Annotated in this window: 14 protein-coding genes; 7 read left to right on the forward strand and 7 right to left on the reverse strand. The window is 47.2% G+C overall.

Features of this window, described 5'->3' with window-relative positions:
- Positions 1–20: 20 nt before the first annotated feature.
- Both purD and recQ read right to left on the reverse strand, forming a co-directional pair.
- Positions 21–1,307 carry a phosphoribosylamine--glycine ligase gene (gene purD, locus LQ777_RS23420; RefSeq protein ID WP_232560341.1) on the reverse strand — a complete coding sequence of 429 codons (1,287 nt, stop codon included), beginning with the start codon at positions 1,305–1,307 and terminating at the stop codon, positions 21–23.
- A gap of 89 nt (positions 1,308–1,396) precedes the next feature.
- Positions 1,397–3,604 (reverse strand): DNA helicase RecQ, encoded by a 2,208-nt coding sequence (recQ, locus tag LQ777_RS23425; protein WP_232560342.1) that lies wholly within the window; start codon positions 3,602–3,604, stop codon positions 1,397–1,399.
- Between the two features lie 107 nt (positions 3,605–3,711).
- Here recQ and LQ777_RS23430 point away from each other — a divergent pair, with 107 nt between their 5' ends.
- From LQ777_RS23430 to proC, 7 genes are all read left to right on the forward strand, one after another.
- On the forward strand, positions 3,712–4,680 hold the full coding sequence (locus LQ777_RS23430; protein ID WP_232562905.1) for a KpsF/GutQ family sugar-phosphate isomerase: 969 nt from the start codon (positions 3,712–3,714) through the stop codon (positions 4,678–4,680).
- A 349-nt stretch (positions 4,681–5,029) separates the two neighbouring features.
- Complete coding sequence (locus tag LQ777_RS23435; protein WP_232560343.1) at positions 5,030–5,545, forward strand: RNA polymerase sigma factor; 516 nt, start codon at positions 5,030–5,032, stop codon at positions 5,543–5,545.
- 282 nt (positions 5,546–5,827) lie between these two features.
- A complete protein-coding gene (locus LQ777_RS23440; protein WP_232560344.1) occupies positions 5,828–7,303 on the forward strand; it encodes a phytoene desaturase family protein in 1,476 nt (491 codons plus the stop codon).
- Between the two features lie 26 nt (positions 7,304–7,329).
- Complete coding sequence (locus tag LQ777_RS23445; protein ID WP_232560345.1) at positions 7,330–8,166, forward strand: phytoene/squalene synthase family protein; 837 nt, start codon at positions 7,330–7,332, stop codon at positions 8,164–8,166.
- Positions 8,167–8,261: 95 nt separating this feature from the next.
- Positions 8,262–9,767, forward strand: a complete 1,506-nt coding sequence (gatB, locus tag LQ777_RS23450; RefSeq protein ID WP_232560346.1) for an Asp-tRNA(Asn)/Glu-tRNA(Gln) amidotransferase subunit GatB — start codon at positions 8,262–8,264, stop codon at positions 9,765–9,767.
- Positions 9,764–10,900 (forward strand): TlpA disulfide reductase family protein, encoded by a 1,137-nt coding sequence (locus LQ777_RS23455; protein WP_232560347.1) that lies wholly within the window; start codon positions 9,764–9,766, stop codon positions 10,898–10,900. Before gatB ends, LQ777_RS23455 begins: the two co-directional genes overlap by 4 nt.
- Positions 10,901–11,038: 138 nt before the next feature.
- Positions 11,039–11,842, forward strand: coding sequence for a pyrroline-5-carboxylate reductase (proC, locus tag LQ777_RS23460; RefSeq protein WP_232560348.1), 804 nt, complete (start codon positions 11,039–11,041; stop codon positions 11,840–11,842).
- A 49-nt stretch (positions 11,843–11,891) separates the two neighbouring features.
- Here proC and purB read toward each other — a convergent pair whose 3' ends face one another.
- The 5 genes from purB to LQ777_RS23485 form a co-directional block, all read right to left on the reverse strand.
- Complete coding sequence (gene purB, locus LQ777_RS23465) at positions 11,892–13,232, reverse strand: adenylosuccinate lyase (RefSeq protein WP_232560349.1); 1,341 nt, start codon at positions 13,230–13,232, stop codon at positions 11,892–11,894.
- 99 nt (positions 13,233–13,331) lie between these two features.
- Positions 13,332–14,723 carry a DUF1207 domain-containing protein gene (locus tag LQ777_RS23470; RefSeq protein WP_232560350.1) on the reverse strand — a complete coding sequence of 464 codons (1,392 nt, stop codon included), beginning with the start codon at positions 14,721–14,723 and terminating at the stop codon, positions 13,332–13,334.
- Positions 14,724–14,786: 63 nt separating this feature from the next.
- Complete coding sequence (locus LQ777_RS23475) at positions 14,787–16,148, reverse strand: dipeptidase (RefSeq protein ID WP_232560351.1); 1,362 nt, start codon at positions 16,146–16,148, stop codon at positions 14,787–14,789.
- Between the two features lie 130 nt (positions 16,149–16,278).
- A complete protein-coding gene (gene plsY, locus LQ777_RS23480) occupies positions 16,279–16,935 on the reverse strand; it encodes a glycerol-3-phosphate 1-O-acyltransferase PlsY (RefSeq protein ID WP_232560352.1) in 657 nt (218 codons plus the stop codon).
- 162 nt (positions 16,936–17,097) lie between these two features.
- Positions 17,098–18,378 carry a M16 family metallopeptidase gene (locus tag LQ777_RS23485; protein ID WP_232560353.1) on the reverse strand — a complete coding sequence of 427 codons (1,281 nt, stop codon included), beginning with the start codon at positions 18,376–18,378 and terminating at the stop codon, positions 17,098–17,100.
- Positions 18,379–18,488: the final 110 nt, after the last annotated feature.

The following is an 18,488-nucleotide window of genomic DNA, read 5'->3' on the forward strand; positions in this document are numbered from 1 at the left end:
TTCCGTAAATTGCAAACCAGTTAATCAGCGTACCGAATCAAATCAAGACCAATGTCTTTTCGGTACTGCTTTCCTTCAAACTGAACCATTCGAGCCGCTTCCTGCGATTTTCGAACGGCATTCTCAAGCGAATTAGCCTGAGCCGTTATGGCCAGTACTCGTCCGCCATTGGTTAGTACCTGGTCACCGTTAGCCAGCGTCCCAGCATGAAAAGCCGTTACATCTTCCAAACGTTCCAGATCCAAAATGATTTTACCTTTCTCGTAAGTATCCGGGTAACCACCCGATACCACAACGGTTGTTACAGCCGTCTGGGGCGAAACCTGCATGGTGATTTTATCCAACGTACCCTCAGCCGCTGCCGCCATCAGTTCAACGAAGTCCGTTTGAAGCCTCGGCAGGACAACTTCGGTTTCGGGATCACCCATGCGGGCGTTGTATTCGATAACGTAAGGTTCGCCATTTACTTTCATCAAACCGATGAAAATAAATCCTTTATACTGAATCCCTTCTTTCAGTAAACCAGCCAGCGTTGGCTTCACCACTTTTTCTTCTACTTTCCGCAGGAACGTATCCGTAGCAAATACTACTGGCGAAACTGCGCCCATGCCGCCGGTATTTAGTCCGGTGTCGCCTTCGCCAATCCGCTTGTAGTCTTTGGCTTCAGGCAGAATTTTATAATTGACGCCATCGCTTAATACGAAGACAGACAACTCGATACCGCGCAAAAATTGCTCCACGACTACTTTACTGCCCGCATCGCCAAACTTATTGCCATCGAGCATATCGTAAAATGCCTTTTTAGCATCAGCTACCGTCTCGGCGATGATCACGCCTTTACCAGCCGCTAACCCATCGGCTTTTAACACAATTGGCAGCGAATGCTTCTCCAGGTAAGCTAATCCTTCGTTAAGCGTTGCCGCAGTGAACGTCTGCGACGAAGCCGTTGGAATGCCGTAGCGAGTCATAAACTGCTTCGAGAAATCTTTGCTTCCTTCCAACTGAGCTCCCTGTGCATCAGGGCCGACGATTCGCAGGTCAGCCAGATCGGGTTGCTGTCGAATGTAATCGACGACACCGTTTACCAGCGGTTCTTCAGGGCCAACAATTAGCAGGCTGATGTCATTAGACCGTACAGCGTCGGCAACTGCCGAGAAATCATTATAACTAATTGGTAAATTGGTAGCTACCTGCGCCGTTCCAGCGTTACCCGGAGCAACAAAGAGCTTATCACACGACGGGCTTTGCGACAATTTCCACGCAAACGCATGTTCGCGACCACCCGAACCTAGTATTAGTATATTCATCAAGTTTTCAACTACCAGTTCTCAGCTTTCTATGCGTTTAAGCGGTACAACTTGCTTTTCACGTTAAAATCTGAAAACTGATAACCGTTTTAATTGGCTACTTCAGACAGGAATTTAATACGCATCAACCGTAAATCCTGTTCCGTAAAATCATCTCCTCCAAATTCACGCATGGCAACGGCAATGTTGTCGCTCTCGGCCTGCATGAAGTACTCGTAGATTTCGTCCTGCCGGTCCTCGTCCATGACCTGATTGATGTAATAATCGAGGTTAAGTCTGGTCCCAGAGTAACAAATGTGCTCGATTTCTTCCATCAAATCCTCCATCGAAAGCGATTTCGACTCGGCGATTTCTTCCAGATCGACTTTGCGGTCAATTTGCTGGATTATATAAATCTTAACCTTCGACTTGTTGACCGTCGATTTGATAACGACATCCTTCGCTGTCTCAATATCGTTGTCTTCGACGTACTTGGTTATCAAGTCGATGAATGGACGACCGAATTTCTGCACCTTCCCCATACCGACGCCGTTGATTTGCGCCATCTCTTCGCGAGTGGTTGGGTAGGTCGTAGCCATTTCTTCCATTGACGGGTCCTGGAAGATGACATACGGTGGCAGATTTTTCTCTTTGGCGATCTTTTTCCGGAGCGCTTTCAGCAAGCCTAGCAACTCCTCATCGTAAGCGGCCCCACCTGATGAAGGTGCCGAATCCTTATCGTCATCTTCTTTCTGCTCAACAATTTGATCATAGTCATGATCTTTCGAGAGCGAGATGGGATACGGATCTTCGATGTAGTTCAGCCCCCTCTGCGTTAACTTGAGAATACCGTAATTATCGACATCTTTCTCGATGTAGCCGTAAATGGTAATCTGCTTTAGCAGCGAGCACCAGAATAAAGGGCTTTCGTTGAACTCCCGACCTTTGCCGTAAACTTCCAGACGGTTATGCTCATAGCTGGTTACGTACTGGTTGTTCGTTGCCGTCAGTACGTCACTCAGGTGAGCTACGTCAAATCGCTGATCGGTTTGAAGAACGGCCTGTAAAGCCAGTACAACCTCATTCTGTACCTTAAATTTTTCGGCTGGCTTTATACAATTGTCGCAAAAACCACAGTCTTTCTCTAGGTACTCACCGAAATAGCCTAACAGTTGACGACGACGGCATACACCCAGATTGGCATATGAGACCATTTCAGTCAGCAAATGTTTGGCGTTATCGCGCTCAGTGACTGGTTTATCTTTGTTGAATTTCTCCAGCTTAACGATGTCATCATAGCTGTAGAACATGACGCAGTTGCCTTCCAGTCCATCGCGACCAGCCCGGCCTGTCTCCTGGTAATACCCTTCGAGCGATTTTGGCGCATCGTAGTGAATGACAAAGCGAACATCGGGCTTATCGATTCCCATCCCGAACGCGATGGTCGCGCAGATAACATCAACGTCTTCATTCAGGAAAGCGTCCTGATTAGCCATTCGGGTTTGCGGATCAAGCCCGGCATGATATGGCAACGCCTTAACGTCATTGACGCTTAACAACTCAGCAATTTCTTCAACCGTTTTACGACTTAGGCAATAGACGATTCCCGATTTGCCTTTGTTTTGTTTAACGTATTTGATAAGCTGTTTTTTAGCGTCGATCTTCGGCTTGATCTCGTAGTAAAGGTTTTTACGATTGAAGGACGTTTTGTAGAGATTGGCATCCTCCATTTGCAGGTTTTTCTGTATATCCTGCTGTACTTTAGGTGTAGCGGTAGCGGTAAGCGCAATGACAGGTAAGTTACCGATGTTGTCGACGATGCCGCGTATTTTTCGGTATTCTGGCCGAAAATCATGACCCCATTCAGAAATACAGTGTGCTTCGTCAATGGCAACGAATGAAATATTGGCTTTCTTCAAAAAATCCAAGTTTTCTTCCTTTGTCAACGATTCCGGCGCAATGTATAGTAGTTTAAGCGAACCATTAAGCGTGTCTCTCTTTACTTTGTTCATTTCAGCCTTGGAAAGCGTCGAGTTTAGAAACTGCGCGTTCACGCCAAAGGCGTTTAATTGATCAACCTGATTCTTCATCAGGGCAATCAACGGCGAAATGACAACGGCTGTGCCTTCACTGACAATAGCCGGTAATTGATAGCACAGCGATTTTCCTGCACCCGTAGGCATGATAACGAACGTATTACGGCCCGCCAAAATGCTGTGAATAATGGCTTCCTGATCGCCCCGGAACTGACTATACCCAAAAATCTCTTTTAGCCGCTCTTTGATGGTCACATGGACCGTCTGATCAACCTGCATCATTCTACAAATCGTACAAAAGTTACCTTTACTCTATTCGCTTACCGTATCTTTGCTACTAAAGTAAGCGAATATACACAGCAAACTGTTCTTCATCGCGAAAACTGATGTTGAAAGTATTAAAAAATTCCAAAACAATTGCTCAGCAGGTATTACTAGCCGAGGCTGATGCCATTCGTCACGCAGTTGACCTACTCGATGACCAGTTTGACACAGTCGTTGACACAATTCTCAACTCAACAGGTAGACTAGTTGTAACCGGTGTTGGCAAGAGCGCACTGATCGGTCAGAAAATTGTGGCAACCATGAATTCTACGGGCACGCCCGCCCTGTTCATGCACGCAGCCGATGCGATACATGGCGATCTAGGTATGATTCAGGCGGATGATGTTGTCCTTATCCTGTCGAAAAGTGGTAATACCGCCGAGATTAAAGTATTGTTACCTCTATTAAAGCGGACAAGCGTCCGCATAATTGCCTTAGTAAGCGATCACGAATCCTATCTGGCGCAGCATGCTAACTATGTGCTCCGGGCTTTTGCTGAACGGGAAGCAGATCCTATGAATCTGGCTCCAACGACAAGTACAACGGTTGCGTTGGCTCTGGGTGATGCGTTAGCCATCAGTCTATTAGAAGCTCGTGGTTTCACTCGGCACGACTTTGCGCGGTTCCATCCAGGAGGGTCACTCGGCAAAAAGTTGTATCTAAAAGTCGCTGATATCTTTCCGCACAACCAATGCCCACAGGTGTTGCTTGATACATTAGTCAAAGATGTAATTTTCGAGATTTCGGCAAAACGATTAGGTGCAACGGCAGTCATTAATGCCGATGGCCTGCTGGAAGGCATTGTAACGGACGGCGATATCCGTCGCATGGCCTATCAGCACGATACATTTTGGGAGCTTCGAGCGCGCGATGTAATGACCGCTATGCCGATATGCGTTGAAGCTGACGAATATGCCATGGTTGCTCTCCAGCTAATGCGGGATCGGGATATTTCGCAGCTGATTGTTACCGAAAACAATCACGTAAAGGGATTTATCCATTTACACGACTTACTCAAAGAAGGGCTAGTATAGTCTCCCAACTCCCTTTCCATTGCCTTCTGCGTTACAAACACATCGTAATGCGGGAGGCTTTTCTGTTAAATTAGTAAGTTGACAGCTTAGGGAAAACACTGTGGACTTCTCGTTTGTTTTGTTGAAGTCTTCCACACTTCTCTTTCCACACTATGTGGGAATAATTCCACAATGGACTAATCAACCATTACGTTTTCTTTTTCTGGCACAGAAAAAATATATGCAGTAAACTGCTGTTTTTTAGACCGTTACCTGCTAACCAAGGGAGATGATTCAAAATAAGCAAAGGCTGGTTGCTTTTTTGTCTAGTACCTTATCAAATCAGGTTCAACAAAAAACATTTGTAATCATGACTGCGCTCGAATTCACTCATCATATCGGAAAAGTGTCCAAATCGTTGCGCCCATTCGCGCTGCGGCTCACGAAAGATGTTGAAGATGCCAACGATTTGCTGCAAGACACTCTTCTGAAAGCTTTTACCAACCGTGACAAATACACAGATGGTACGAACCTGAAAGCGTGGTTGTATACAATCATGAAGAACACGTTCATCACCAACTATCAGCGAATGGTTCGGAAAAATACATTCATCGACACGACAGACAATTTACACTATATTAACTCGACAGAAAGCAGCACGGATAACCTAGCTTATTCGTCATTCGCTCAAGACGACATCAACCGGGCAGTGAACGGCCTCGATGACACATATAGAACACCGTTCATGATGCACTTCCGTGGTTTTAAATACCATGAGATTGCCGCTAAACTTGACATCCCCATTGGAACGGTTAAAAACCGCATCCACATCGCAAGAAAAGAGCTGAAAGACCAGTTAAAGGTATACGCTCACTTCAACAGCTAAAAAATATTTGCAGATAAGATTGTTTTCTGCGAGACTTTTGTGACCTTGGTCCGTCTCAACCGTATTGATTGAGTAGTTTTTGGTTAAAAAAGAGGAAGGTTCGGAAAGTTGGGTAGGATTCTGCCCAACTTTTTTGTTTTATAAAATTTTGATAAGCAGTAGATTAACAGAATTTCATCTAATAGGCATCGCAATTACGTCAGCGCTATGGTTAAGTATTAAAACAAAAAGGTTAACTAGCCACTTACTCGTGTAGCCAGTTCCTCAATCAATCATTCTGTAATGCCTCAGCGCGTCCTCGTTATCGGTGCCGGATTTGCCGGACTAGCCGCTGCAACCAGCTTAGCCGATAAGGGCTACGATGTTACGATACTTGAAAAAAATAATATGCCCGGCGGGAGAGCACGGGTTTTTCGAGCCGACGGATTTACGTTCGACATGGGACCTAGTTGGTACTGGATGCCCGACGTATTTGAAAACTATTTTGCCCGCTTCGGCAAAAAGCCGTCCGATTATTATAACCTAGTTCGGCTTGATCCTTCTTATACCGTTGTATTTAGTGCTGACGAGGCCATTGACCTACCTGCTGGTCAGGAAAATTTAGAAAAGCTTTTCGAACAGATAGAGCCCGGTAGCGCTCTCCGCCTACGTGAATTCCTGAAACAAGCGTCGTATAAGTACGATGTTGGTATGAACAAGTTTGTCTGGAAGCCAAGCCGTTCTATTACGGAGTTTTTAAGTCTAAAATTGCTTTACGACGTTACTCGACTCGACGTCTTCCAATCCTTTGCCAGTCACGCCCGGAAATTCTTTAAAAATTCTCGTTTGTTGGAGATCATTGAATTTCCAGTCTTATTTCTTGGTGCTACACCTGGCAACACACCTGCTATGTACAGCCTGATGAACTACGCGGAAATGGCGATGGGTACTTGGTATCCGATGGGTGGAATGCACGAGATAGTCAAAGCAATGGTTAGCTTAGCCGAGGAAAAAGGCGTCAAAATACTACTGAACCAGACTGTACAAGAAATCGGTGTTACGCATGGACGAGCACACCGTGTGGTTACCGATCAGGGTATCTTTGAGACAGACGTGGTTGTGGCCGGAGCTGATTATAATCACGTTGAGACAAATCTGGTAGATGCGGCTTACCGTAACTACGACGATCGGTACTGGCAGACGCGGGTTATGGCACCTTCCTCACTTCTATTCTACCTGGGCGTAAACAAGCGGGTCCCGCGTTTGCAACATCATAACTTGTTTTTTGATGAGGACTTTTCGTTGCACGCGCAGGAGATCTACGAAACGCCCCGTTGGCCAACAAAACCGCTTTTCTACGCATCAGCCCCATCCAAAACGGACCCATCTGTCGCTCCTGAAGGGTGCGAGAACTTATTTTTACTGATCCCTGTAGCGCCTGACCTGACCGACGACGAAGCCACACGCGAACGCTACTTCAATCTTATCATGGATCGGCTGGAAGCCTACGTAGGTGAAGACGTTCGCAGTTATGTTGTCTATAAGCGGAGTTATGCTCATAAGGACTTTAAGAGCGATTATAACGCTTTCCGGGGAAATGCGTACGGTCTGGCAAACACACTTAAACAAACGGCCCTGCTCAAGCCATCGTTAAAAAACAAAAAAGTGAACAATCTGTTCTACACGGGTCAGCTAACCGTTCCGGGCCCAGGAGTTCCACCATCTCTCATCTCAGGTCTCGTCGTTGCCGATGAGGTAGAAAAAGATTTTTTCAACTAATAGATCTAACCCCTCCTGCTCAATCTATGATGGCGTTGTTCAACACAACCGCACTGAAATGTAGTAAGCTAATTACAGAACATTACAGTACGTCGTTTACTCTAGGCATTAAAACGCTGGACCGCAAATTTCATTTGCCGATCTACGCCATCTATGGATTTGTTCGGTACGCTGACGAAATTGTCGACACATTCCATGAATACGACAAGAAGACGCTGCTCGATCGCTTCAAGTTTGATACTTACCAGGCAATCGAAGAGGGAATCAGTCTAAATCCGATTCTGCAATCTTTCCAACTCGTTGTAAAACAGTATAAGATTGAACACGAACTGATCGAATCATTCTTGAAAAGTATGGAGATGGACCTGTACTTTCAGGATTACGATGCCGAGGGCTATAACGAATACATTTACGGTTCTGCCGAAGTAGTTGGCCTAATGTGCCTGCGCGTTTTCTGTGAGGGAAATCACTCTGAATTTGATCGACTTTGCGAACCCGCTCGAAAACTTGGTTCGGCTTTTCAAAAAGTAAACTTCCTTCGTGATCTGAAAAGTGATTTTGTCGATCGGGGCCGAACGTATTTTCCCGGCGTCAATTTTAGTGAGTTTGGCCGTGACACCAAGCAACTAATTGAAGATGACATTCAGCGCGATTTCGATGAAGCCTATAAGGGCATTCTGAATCTGCCACGAGGGGCTCGACTAGGCGTTTATCTGGCTTACGCTTATTACCAGACGCTATTTAACAAGATCAAGCAATTGCCCGCTTCCCGAATACAAAACGAGCGGATTCGCGTGCCGAACCCCCAAAAGTTTGCCCTGCTGGCCCAAACGTATCTGAAGTTCCGACTCAACGTTATTTAACGAAGCAAACGGCTCTTTGTAAGTTATCACCTTACTGGTAGCCAGCCCTGCCTGCCTTTTCGCTATCTTTGCTGTAAATCATATAGTTTCTGTCAATGGTAGCCGAAGCGAACTCATCGCCAGAGGTGCTGGCACAAGCAGCCAAAACCCGCTACGAAGCGGTCATTGGCCTTGAGGTACACTGCCAGCTATTAACCCAAAGCAAAATTTTTGCTGCCGACGCGAATGCGTTCGGTGCTGAGCCGAATACCAATATTAGTGTTATTACGCTTGCCCATCCAGGCACGCTGCCGAAGCTAAACCGCAAAGCAGTTGAGTACGCCGTTCGGATGGGATTGGCTTGCGGTAGCGAGATTACACGCCACAACATTTTTGCCCGCAAAAATTATTTTTACCCAGACCTACCCAAAGGTTATCAGCTTTCGCAGGATAAAGGCCCGGTTTGTGTAGGGGGTGGCATTACGGTAAAGGCCAAGCATCCCGAAACGGGCCAGTTGTATCAGACAACCATCCAGTTACACCACATCCATCTGGAAGAAGATGCTGGAAAGTCAATTCACGATGGCGATGAATGGGCGACGCAGCTCGATTACAACCGTGCTGGTACACCACTCATTGAGATGGTTACGGAACCTTGCATCCGAACAGCCGACGAAGCAGGCCAATACTTAACTGAAGTTCGACGACTGGTACGGTATTTGGACATCTGTGATGGAAACATGGAAGAAGGCTCGCTCCGTTGCGATGTCAACGTTTCGATCCGACCGATAGGAACAACTACATTAGGGACGAAGGTTGAGGTTAAAAACCTAAACTCGATCCGAAACGTAATGCGCGCCGTCGATAGCGAGTTTCAACGGCAGGTTGACGTCATTGAATCGGGGGGACGCATTACGCAGGAAACCCGTACGTTCGATGCCGCTACGGGTCTAAGCTACGCCATGCGTGAGAAGGAAACGATGAACGATTACCGGTATTTTCCCGATCCTGACCTTACTCCCGTCGTTATTTCGGACGCGTGGCTGGCGGATATCCAGACAAAAATGCCGGTGCTTCCTGCTGAGTTGTACCAAAAGTTCACGGCCCACTACGGGCTGCCCGACTACGATGCAGCTTTACTGACTGATTCCAAAGAACTGGCCGAATACTACGAAGCAATTTGCGCCCATACGGCCAATTACAAAGCAGCTTCCAACTGGGTCATGGGCCCGGTGAAAGGCCAGCTTAACGAGAAGGCCCTACGCGAACGGCAGTTTCCGATTTCGGCAGAACGCTTAGCATCACTGATTACCCTCATTGATAACGGAACAATCAGTCAAACCGCTGCGCAGCAGGTATTTACGTTGATGGTTGCCGAGCCTACTGCTACAGCAATAGATTTGGCTCAAACACAGGGTTTGATACAGAATCGCAATACTGACGCGTTACAATCGTTGGTAGAAGAAGTACTGGCAGCCTGGCCGGATAAAGTAGCCCAATACCGCAAAGGCAAAAAGAATTTGCTAGGCATGTTTGTGGGCGAAGTAATGAAAAAATCGAAAGGCTCTGCTGACCCTAAATTGGTGAACGAACTCGTAACGAAGACATTACAAACAACATGAAAAACCTGTTTTTGACTGTAGCTGGTTTTTTACTCATTGGTTTCGCGACCAATGCCCAAACAACAAAGCCGTTTACCGTAACAGGCACGGTAAAAAGTGCAGCACCGGGTAGCTTTGTTTATCTGGAAACCAATTCGCAGCCGACACGTAAGTTGGATTCGGCAAAAGTGGACGCCGGTAACAAATTTACCCTGACGAACAAAGTAGCGGATGGTGGCGAGGTGTTTGTCTTGAATGTAGGGGGCGGTCAGAAAATGGCTTTGCTGGTAGAAGGGGGCGAGACGCTAAACGTGACCGCCGACGGCTTCCGAATGAATGCTAAAACCGGTCAGGAAGGAAAAGCAACTGTTACGGGCTCCAAAAACATGGAGTACTACGATAAGCTCATGACGCTGCGCACCAATATGGAAGCGAAGGTAGCAACCTGGAACAAGCAGGTTGCCGCAGCTACCGAAAAGAAAGACAACAAACGGATTGCCCAGATCGAGCAGGACTATCAAGCCGCTGAGCAGGATGTTGTCAACAAAGTAAAAGCCATGCTTCCCGAAATGGGAACGTCGCTTGCGTCATTGTTTGCGCTTAATTTTATCGACATCAAAAACGATTTTGATACGTACGATGCGCTGGCGCAACGCTTTGAAAAAGAAAATCCAAACAGCCCACACGCAAAATCGCTGATTGGCCGCATAGCCCGCATAAAAGGAGTTATGGTCGGTGCCCAAGCCCCCGAAATTTCGCTCAGTGACACAACCGGAACCCCGGTTCCGCTATCGTCTTTGCGCGGCAAATACGTTCTGCTTGATTTCTGGGCGTCATGGTGCGGCCCCTGCCGGATGGAAAATCCAAACGTCGTTCGTATGTACAATAAGTACAAGGACAAAGGATTTGCGATCTATAGTGTGTCGCTCGACCAGACAAAAGGCAACTGGACAAAAGCGATTCGCAACGATAACCTTGCCTGGACGCACGTTTCCGATCTGAAATTCTGGCAATCGGCGGCAGCACAACAATATGGCGTTCAGGCAATTCCGGCGACATTTTTGCTCGATAAAGACGGAAAAATTATTGCCAAGGATCTTCGTGGCCCCGCTTTAGAGCAGAAACTCGAGGAAATCCTGAAAGGCGGACAATAGGTTGCCAACAAGTTAGTAGCTTTGCAGGGTCAGGTCTCACAACCTGACCCTTTTTGTTAGCTATCTGGCTTCCACAGAAGATTGCCGCTTCATCACTCGCTCCGTTACTAATTCGTATACTTACTGATTCATTGGAATATGAAAATTGCTATTGTTGGCTGCGGCAACATGGGAATGGCTTTTGCTAAATCGTTTTTGCAGTACGATCTGGTAAAAAAAGATGACTTGTTACTGATTGAGAAAAGCGCTGATCGCTCCGAAGCGTTGAAGAATGAGAAAGCAGGCGTTGTGGTTGATACCATCGGGCCGCGCGTTGGCGAAACCGACTTAATTATTCTATCTGTAAAACCGCAGGATTTTAGCAGTGTCCACGAAGCGTTGCAAAGCGTTATCCAGCCCAATCAAATCATTCTGTCGATTATGGCCGGTATTCCTATCGCACAAATTCAGGAAAAGTTAAAGCACCCGCTTGTTGTTCGCGCTATGCCTAACACGCCCGCTATGCTTGGCATGGGCATAACTGGCTTTACGGCGGCTAAAGAAGTTGATTTAGCTGGTCTGCGTCGTGTCGAGAATCTTATCAACGCTACGGGCCGGTCTATTTTTCTCGACGATGAAGCCATGCTTGATGCAGTAACAGCGCTTAGTGGAAGCGGGCCAGCATATTTCTACTATGTTGTCAAAGCGATGATCGAAGCGGGCAAGCAAATGGGCTTTGATGACGCTGTAGCAGCCTTATTGGTTAAACAAACCATGCTGGGCGCTTATCATCTCATCAATACTGCCGATAAATCGCTGGACGATCTCATCAAAGCAGTAGCGTCCAAAGGGGGAACTACCGAAGCTGCGTTACGAGCCTTTGAAGCAGGTTCACTCAGCGATACACTCGTAGATGGTATCAAGGCGGCACAAACACGGGCCACGGAACTTTCGAAAGGATAAGTAAATCAGCTGGAAGTGGCTTCCAGCTGATTTATCACTGTGCATTCTATTACAGACCGGTGTAGCTAAACGGCGTTATAGCTCTCAATTCGTTTTTGACTGATTCTGAGACATCCAAACCGTTTATAAACTCACGAATCGTATTAGCCGTAATCTTCTGGTTCGTGCGCGTCAATGCTTTCAAGGCTTCATACGGCTGAGGATAACTTTCCCGACGAAGGACCGTTTGTATTCCTTCCGCTACTACGGCCCAGTTGTCTTCTAGATCAGCCTGGATGGCAGCCTGATTAAGTTCAAGTTTGTCCAGGCCCTTTAGCAATGATTTCAAGGCGATAACCGAATGAGCAAAGGGAACACCAAGACTCCGCAAAACCGTCGAATCGGTCAGGTCACGTTGCAGCCGGGAAATAGGCAGCTTGCCGGAAAGGTGTTCAAACAAGGCATTCGCAATACCCAGATTCCCTTCTGAATTCTCGAAATCAATCGGGTTAACTTTATGCGGCATGGCGGATGAACCAACCTCACCTTCTTTCAACTTCTGCTTGAAGTAGTTCATGGACACGTATGTCCAGACATCGCGATCCAGATCGACCAGGATTGTATTTAGGCGTTTGAAGGCATCAAGCATTGCCGCCAGCATATCGTAATGCTCGATCTGCGTGGTAAACTGACTACGGACCATACCCAATCCTTCGACAAATTTATCCCCGAACTTTTTCCAATCTTCGTTCGGATAAGCGACCGTATGGGCGTTGAAATTGCCCGTAGCGCCACCAAACTTCGCTGCCGTAGGAATACCCGCCAGCAGGTGTAGCTGCTTTTCGATCCGTTCAACAAACACCATCAGCTCTTTACCCAAACGAGTAGGCGATGCAGGTTGTCCGTGGGTCTTAGCCAGCATAGGAATATCTTTCCACTGCTCGGCCAGTTGCTGTAACCGAACAAATACCTGGCGATAAAGCGGAGTAATTTCAACATTCAGCGCATCATCCAGCAGTAAGGGGATGGCCGTGTTGTTGATATCCTGGGAGGTCAGCCCAAAGTGAACAAACTCCAGATAAGGTTCAACCGCTGAGTCTTTCAGTTTTTCTTTGATAAAGTACTCAACTGCTTTTACATCGTGATTAGTCGTTTTTTCGATTTCCTTGATGCGCAAGGCATCAGCCTCCGAAAAGTTTTCGTACAAAGCCCGTAATGCCGGAAACTGCGCCGGTTCAACGCCCGCCAGTTGCGGAATCGGCCATTCGCAGAGCGCGATAAAGTATTCGATCTCGATACGAACCCGGTAATGAATAAGACCGAATTCTGAAAAGTAAGGGGCTAGTGCCTCAACCTGACGCCGGTAACGACCGTCAACGGGTGATATCGCCGTTAATGCTGTTAAATTCATGGAGTTAAACAAAACACAAAGGTAAGACAAACGCCTGTAACGGTCGTATTGCCTTACCTTTCAGGATAGTTATCTTTTAAACTGTGACTAGCTTTTCAATCAGAAAGGGTTCAGATACAAACCAACCCCCAACCATTCTGTCTGCTGATTCTCGTATTGACTGTAAGGACGGAAACCAGAGTAACCTTCCAGTAAGAATGTCAGGTTGTTTTGCGTACGGCCTACCTCAACCCCAACACCCGCGTGAATACCGGGCCGAAAATCGGTTTGCTGCCAGAACTTAATGTCTGCTCCGCCAACCAGTCGCGCGGCTTTGTCCGATGGTTTTTTGTAGAAAGCGCCTAACTGTGCACTGAGGAGCTTACGTTCTTCTGTTTTCCGTAGCACAATGCCAGCACCACCGTACAACCGCCAGTTGGTGACGTTCCGGCTGTAAGTTACATCAAGCTGTTCGTAATTGACGGAGTTAGGTGTCGGAGCCGTGATCTGATTGCGGTAGATATAATCGTCCCCAAGGTGAGACGATATGTGATACACACGGAAACGATAGTTGTTGGCGCCACGACGGACATTGTAGATGATACTAATCTTGTAGTCATTATTCATGATCTGCCGACGCGCTTTATTCAACTTATCATCGTGGAATGCCTCAAATTGGGTAAATGACGCCAGATCAAGCACCCATTCTGTTGAACGGCCCGGCTCTGTAGTCCGGCGGAAGAACGGCTTGGCAAAACCGAACGCAAACGGAACGATACTTCCTTTGTACTTATTTCCTTCTGTATAGTACAGCGGCAGAACACTGCCGTAGGTCTGTGCTTCGAGTGGATCAAGTAAAATTGGCTCGAAAAGATGCCCTTTGGGCAAAAACTCCCGGCGTGGTCTGGCGACGGTAGGATCGCTAACAGGAGCCATAGCTGACGCAGAATCGACAGTCTGTACAACCGGTTTGCGTTCTCGCTTGGGTCGTTGTACTTTCTCTACCTTTTTAGGAGCTTCAACGGGTGCTGGCTCTGGCGAAGTTGGCACCGGCGCGGGATTAGCAGCTGGAGTTTCTACAGCAGGTGCTGGCGTTTCTTTCCTGCGTTTTTCACGTTTTTCTTTGCGAGACGGTTCAGCAGGGGCTGGAGCTGGTGTTGCAGGCTCAGCTACAGGTGTTGGCGCAGGAGTAACGGGCGTTGACGTTGGTTCCGACTTTGATTTGCCTGCTTCTTTTTCTTGCTGCTGACGCTCCTTTTCAGCTTTCCTGGCTTGCTTCTGCCGTTCTTTTTCGGCCTGTTTAGCTTCGTACTCCCGCTGTTTTTGCGCCCACTCAGCGCGAATCTGTCGCTCGCGCTGTACTTCGCGGTCTACCTTCTCTTTCTGGCGCTGTTCAGCTGGTGTTAGCGTCCGGGAAGCTGGAGCTGTTGTTTTTGGAGCAGCCGGTTGCTGGGCGAATGCCAATGATCCAAACTGAATAATGAGTAGTAAAGCGAGTACTATTTTATTCATAGAATACATACAAGTTATACCGACGTGGCTGTACCAACCACGTCGGTTAAGGCAAGATTAAGATCAGCGCTTTAGTTCAGCGTAATTTTTGTAGAAATAAGGAATCGTTTCAATCCCTTTATAGAAGTTGAATAAGCCGTAACTTTCATTCGGCGAGTGGAGCGCATCACTATCCAGGCCAAAGCCCATCAAGATCGATTTAACACCCAGTTCTCGTTCAAAAAGCGCGACAATCGGGATGCTTCCTCCTCCTCTCGTCGGAATCGGCTTCTTGCCCCATGCGTCTTCAAAGGCTTTACTAGCCGCTTCAAATTCTACCGAATCAACTGGTGTTACGTAAGGCAGTCCGCCGTGATGCGGTGTCACCTTAACTTTCACGCTCGCGGGCGCAATAGCAGTAAAATGCTTCGTGAACAGCTCTGTTATTTCGTCGGGCGTTTGATTCGGTACCAACCTCATACTGATTTTAGCAAATGCTTTTGACGGGAGTACCGTCTTGGCGCCTTCGCCGGTATAGCCGCCCCAGATTCCGTTTACGTCCAGCGTTGGTCGAATGGATGTACGCTCGTTGGTTGAATAACCGGCTTCACCCGCTACGTCGTTTACGTCCAGATCTTGCTTATAGTCTTCCAAATTAAACGGTGCTTTTGCCAGTTCAGCACGTTCAGCTTCGCTTAAATCGGCGACGTTATCATAAAAGCCAGGAATAGTAATACGGCCCGCTTCGTCGTGCAACGAGGCAATCATATCGCACAACACATTGATCGGATTGGCAACACCACCGCCATATACGCCCGAATGAAGGTCACGGTTTGGGCCCGTTACTTCAACTTCCACGTAAGACAGACCGCGCAAGCCTGTTTCTAGCGAAGGGGTATCGTTGGCAATAATGCTTGTGTCGGAGATCAGAATCACATCTGTTTTCAGCATATCCCGATGCTCAGCGACGAACGTACCTAAATGATCAGAGCCAACTTCTTCCTCTCCCTCGATCATTACTTTCACATTACAGGGCAATCCATCCGTAGCGATCATCGCTTCGATTGCCTTGACGTGCATGTAAAACTGCCCTTTATCGTCGCAGGCACCGCGCGCGTAGATGCGCTCGTTACGGATAGTCGGTTCAAACGGTGGTGACTGCCAAAGTTCATACGGATCGGCGGGCTGAACGTCATAGTGGCCGTACACCAGGACTGTCGGCAAGGCAGGATCCACGATTTTCTCCGCATAAACGACCGGGTGGCCAGGTGTTTCGTACAAACTGGCGTTATCCAGACCGGCTGCCGCTAGTTTATCTCTAACAAATTCGGCGGCTCGCCGAACGTCTCCTTTAAATTTTGAGTCAGCCGAGACAGAAGGAATACGGAGCAACTCCAGGAGTTCATCCAGAAAGCGCTGTTTATTGGCGTCAAGATAAGTAGTCATAGTATTATGTATGATAAACAGCTGTTTATCTTAAATCATATTTTCTATAGCACACAGAAAAAGTTCGCCCCGAAGTTAAGCACATTTCGTGCAACGTCGGGGCGTTCAGTATCAACAATAAATAGGTTTCTTATTCTCCGCGCTTTTTCCGTAGCCGAATAAGCACGGTACGGTTTTCCTGACCGCGCATCAGACGCCCGATGTTTTTCTGATGAGTAAGCACAACCATCAAAAACACAACAAAGCCAAAGACGATGAGTAAAGGACTTTCTTTTTCACCAAAAACGCGAAGCAGTAATAAGACGGGAAACGCCAGAGCGGCTAAAATAGAACCTAATGATACGTATTGAGAGGCAATTACTACCAGCAGAAAAATACCGATGCAGAGGAGGGCCATTTCGGGATGAATAGCAAGGACCATTCCCAGTAATGAGGCTACACCTTTTCCGCCCTTAAAACCGGCAAATATTGGATAGAGGTGACCGATTACCGCCACTAAGCCAAATACAATCTCGAAGGTCATTATCTCGTTCTGGGTAATCACATCGAGATACCAGAGCAGATTAGCCATGATGGCGGCCGTGTATCCTTTCAATACATCGACCAGCATGACGATTGTACCAGCCCGCTTTCCCAGCACTCGGAATGTGTTTGTGGCACCAGCGTTGCCGCTACCATGCTGGCGAACATCAACACCGAAGAAACCCAGTCCATACCAAACGGCGGTCGGAATAGAACCAAGCAAATACGCTACTACTGTGGTAATACTAATAAATAAAACGTTCATTAACGCAGATTTAGTAAACGATTGTTAGCAAAGCGGATAAGCGACAAGTAGTACGAACGGCGGAATTACGGAATGTAACCTCAAAATTAGGTCATTGTTACGGAATCAACAACTTTATATGCTTTGTAACAATTTAACCGCTCAATAAATTTCTAAATGGCCCTATTTTCCACCGACTATCACTTCCCGTAAGCTTCCTTCAGTGAGATACTTGACGGCGGTTTCCATAATCTCGTCCGGAGTTACGGCTCGTAGTCGTTCAATGTATTTTGTCAAGAAATCAGCGGGCATACCGTCTAATAAAATCACTTTGTAACGATCAGCGATTTCAAAGGGTGTGTTCAATGAACCGACAAACTCACCGGCCATGAAGTTTTTTACGGTCTCCAATTCGGTTTGCGACACAGGTTCGGTTTGCAGAATCCGGATTTCCTTTTGAATCTCGTCCAGTGTCTGCTGCGTATTTTCTTTATTGACGTCCGTTCCAATCAGGAAATAACCGTCGTGCCGAAAGGATGGCATATTCGACGAGATTCCGTAGGTGAATCCTTTTTCCTCCCGGATGTTTTTCATCAGCCGTGAACCGAAATACCCTCCCAGCAATTCGTTGGTGACGAGCATTTTGAAAAAGTCAGGATGCGACCGGGTAAATAACCGACGGCCCAGCCGGATCGACGACTGAACGCTATCTGCTTTCTCGGCTAGGACTGGCTGACCATCCTCCGTGCTTAACCCAGCAACGACTGGCGGAAGGCTTTTCTCCTGAATTGGCAACTGCCCAAGCTCCCGATTGATTAACAGTATTTCGTTTTCTGACGCCTGGCCAGCCAGCAGAATCTGGTAAGGCCGGTTATGAATAACACGATCGTAAAACGCAACGATATCTTTTTGGGTAAGCTGCTCAATCGAGTCAGGACGCTGGCTACGACCATAGGGATGCTGCGGTCCGAACAGTTTTTCCCGAAACAGTACTCCGGCTAGATAAGCATTCTTCTCGTAATTGACCCGTAGATTCTGTAGCGTGATGTTTCGCAGATCGTCCAGTTCTTTCTGCGGAAACGTAGGCTCTGTCAGCAATTGACGCAGAATAGGCAATATGTTGGGCAGAAACTTGGTCAGGCAGTAGACGACAACGCTGGCTCTATCAGGCCCGCTGTTTAGTTCCAGGAAGGCACCATAGCGATCGAAGTATTCGCTGATTTGGGCAGATGAGCGATCGAGCGTTCCTTCCGATAACATTTTCAGCGTAAAAAAAGAGGTACCTGGCACTTCTTCGTACCAAGTACCGGCTTCGATAATGCACTCTATCCGAATAACGGGCTGTTGAGGAACTTCAATTAAATGGAGTGGAATACCATTATCAAGAATGTGCGTTTGAACGGATGGAAGGCGCACTTCCTGAATAGCCTGAAAGGCGGGTGACTGCGTTCTGTCAAGTACCATTTACTACCTATTGATAAAGAAAATGGCATCTCAGCTCGAAATGCCATTTCACGTAATGATTTGCGTTAAGATTGGTTTACCCATCGCAGTTCTTTACAAACGACCGGGCT

Origin of the sequence: Spirosoma oryzicola (assembly GCF_021233055.1) — a bacterium.
Taxonomy (GTDB): Bacteria; Bacteroidota; Bacteroidia; order Cytophagales; family Spirosomataceae; genus Spirosoma; species Spirosoma oryzicola.

Bases quoted from the DNA above. Each gene is read 5' to 3' on its own strand.
- LQ777_RS23440 (WP_232560344.1), top strand. From the start codon at position 5,828: ATGCCTCAGCGCGTCCTCGTTATCGGTGCCGGATTTGCCGGACTAGCC.
- LQ777_RS23455 (WP_232560347.1), top strand. From the start codon at position 9,764: ATGAAAAACCTGTTTTTGACTGTAGCTGGTTTTTTACTCATTGGTTTC.
- purB (WP_232560349.1), bottom strand. From the start codon at position 13,232: ATGAATTTAACAGCATTAACGGCGATATCACCCGTTGACGGTCGTTAC.
- LQ777_RS23470 (WP_232560350.1), bottom strand. From the start codon at position 14,723: ATGAATAAAATAGTACTCGCTTTACTACTCATTATTCAGTTTGGATCA.
- LQ777_RS23435 (WP_232560343.1), top strand. From the start codon at position 5,030: ATGACTGCGCTCGAATTCACTCATCATATCGGAAAAGTGTCCAAATCG.
- LQ777_RS23485 (WP_232560353.1), bottom strand. From the start codon at position 18,378: ATGGTACTTGACAGAACGCAGTCACCCGCCTTTCAGGCTATTCAGGAA.
- gatB (WP_232560346.1), top strand. From the start codon at position 8,262: ATGGTAGCCGAAGCGAACTCATCGCCAGAGGTGCTGGCACAAGCAGCC.
- purD (WP_232560341.1), bottom strand. From the start codon at position 1,307: ATGAATATACTAATACTAGGTTCGGGTGGTCGCGAACATGCGTTTGCG.
- LQ777_RS23475 (WP_232560351.1), bottom strand. From the start codon at position 16,148: ATGACTACTTATCTTGACGCCAATAAACAGCGCTTTCTGGATGAACTC.
- recQ (WP_232560342.1), bottom strand. From the start codon at position 3,604: ATGATGCAGGTTGATCAGACGGTCCATGTGACCATCAAAGAGCGGCTA.
- LQ777_RS23445 (WP_232560345.1), top strand. From the start codon at position 7,330: ATGATGGCGTTGTTCAACACAACCGCACTGAAATGTAGTAAGCTAATT.
- plsY (WP_232560352.1), bottom strand. From the start codon at position 16,935: ATGAACGTTTTATTTATTAGTATTACCACAGTAGTAGCGTATTTGCTT.
- proC (WP_232560348.1), top strand. From the start codon at position 11,039: ATGAAAATTGCTATTGTTGGCTGCGGCAACATGGGAATGGCTTTTGCT.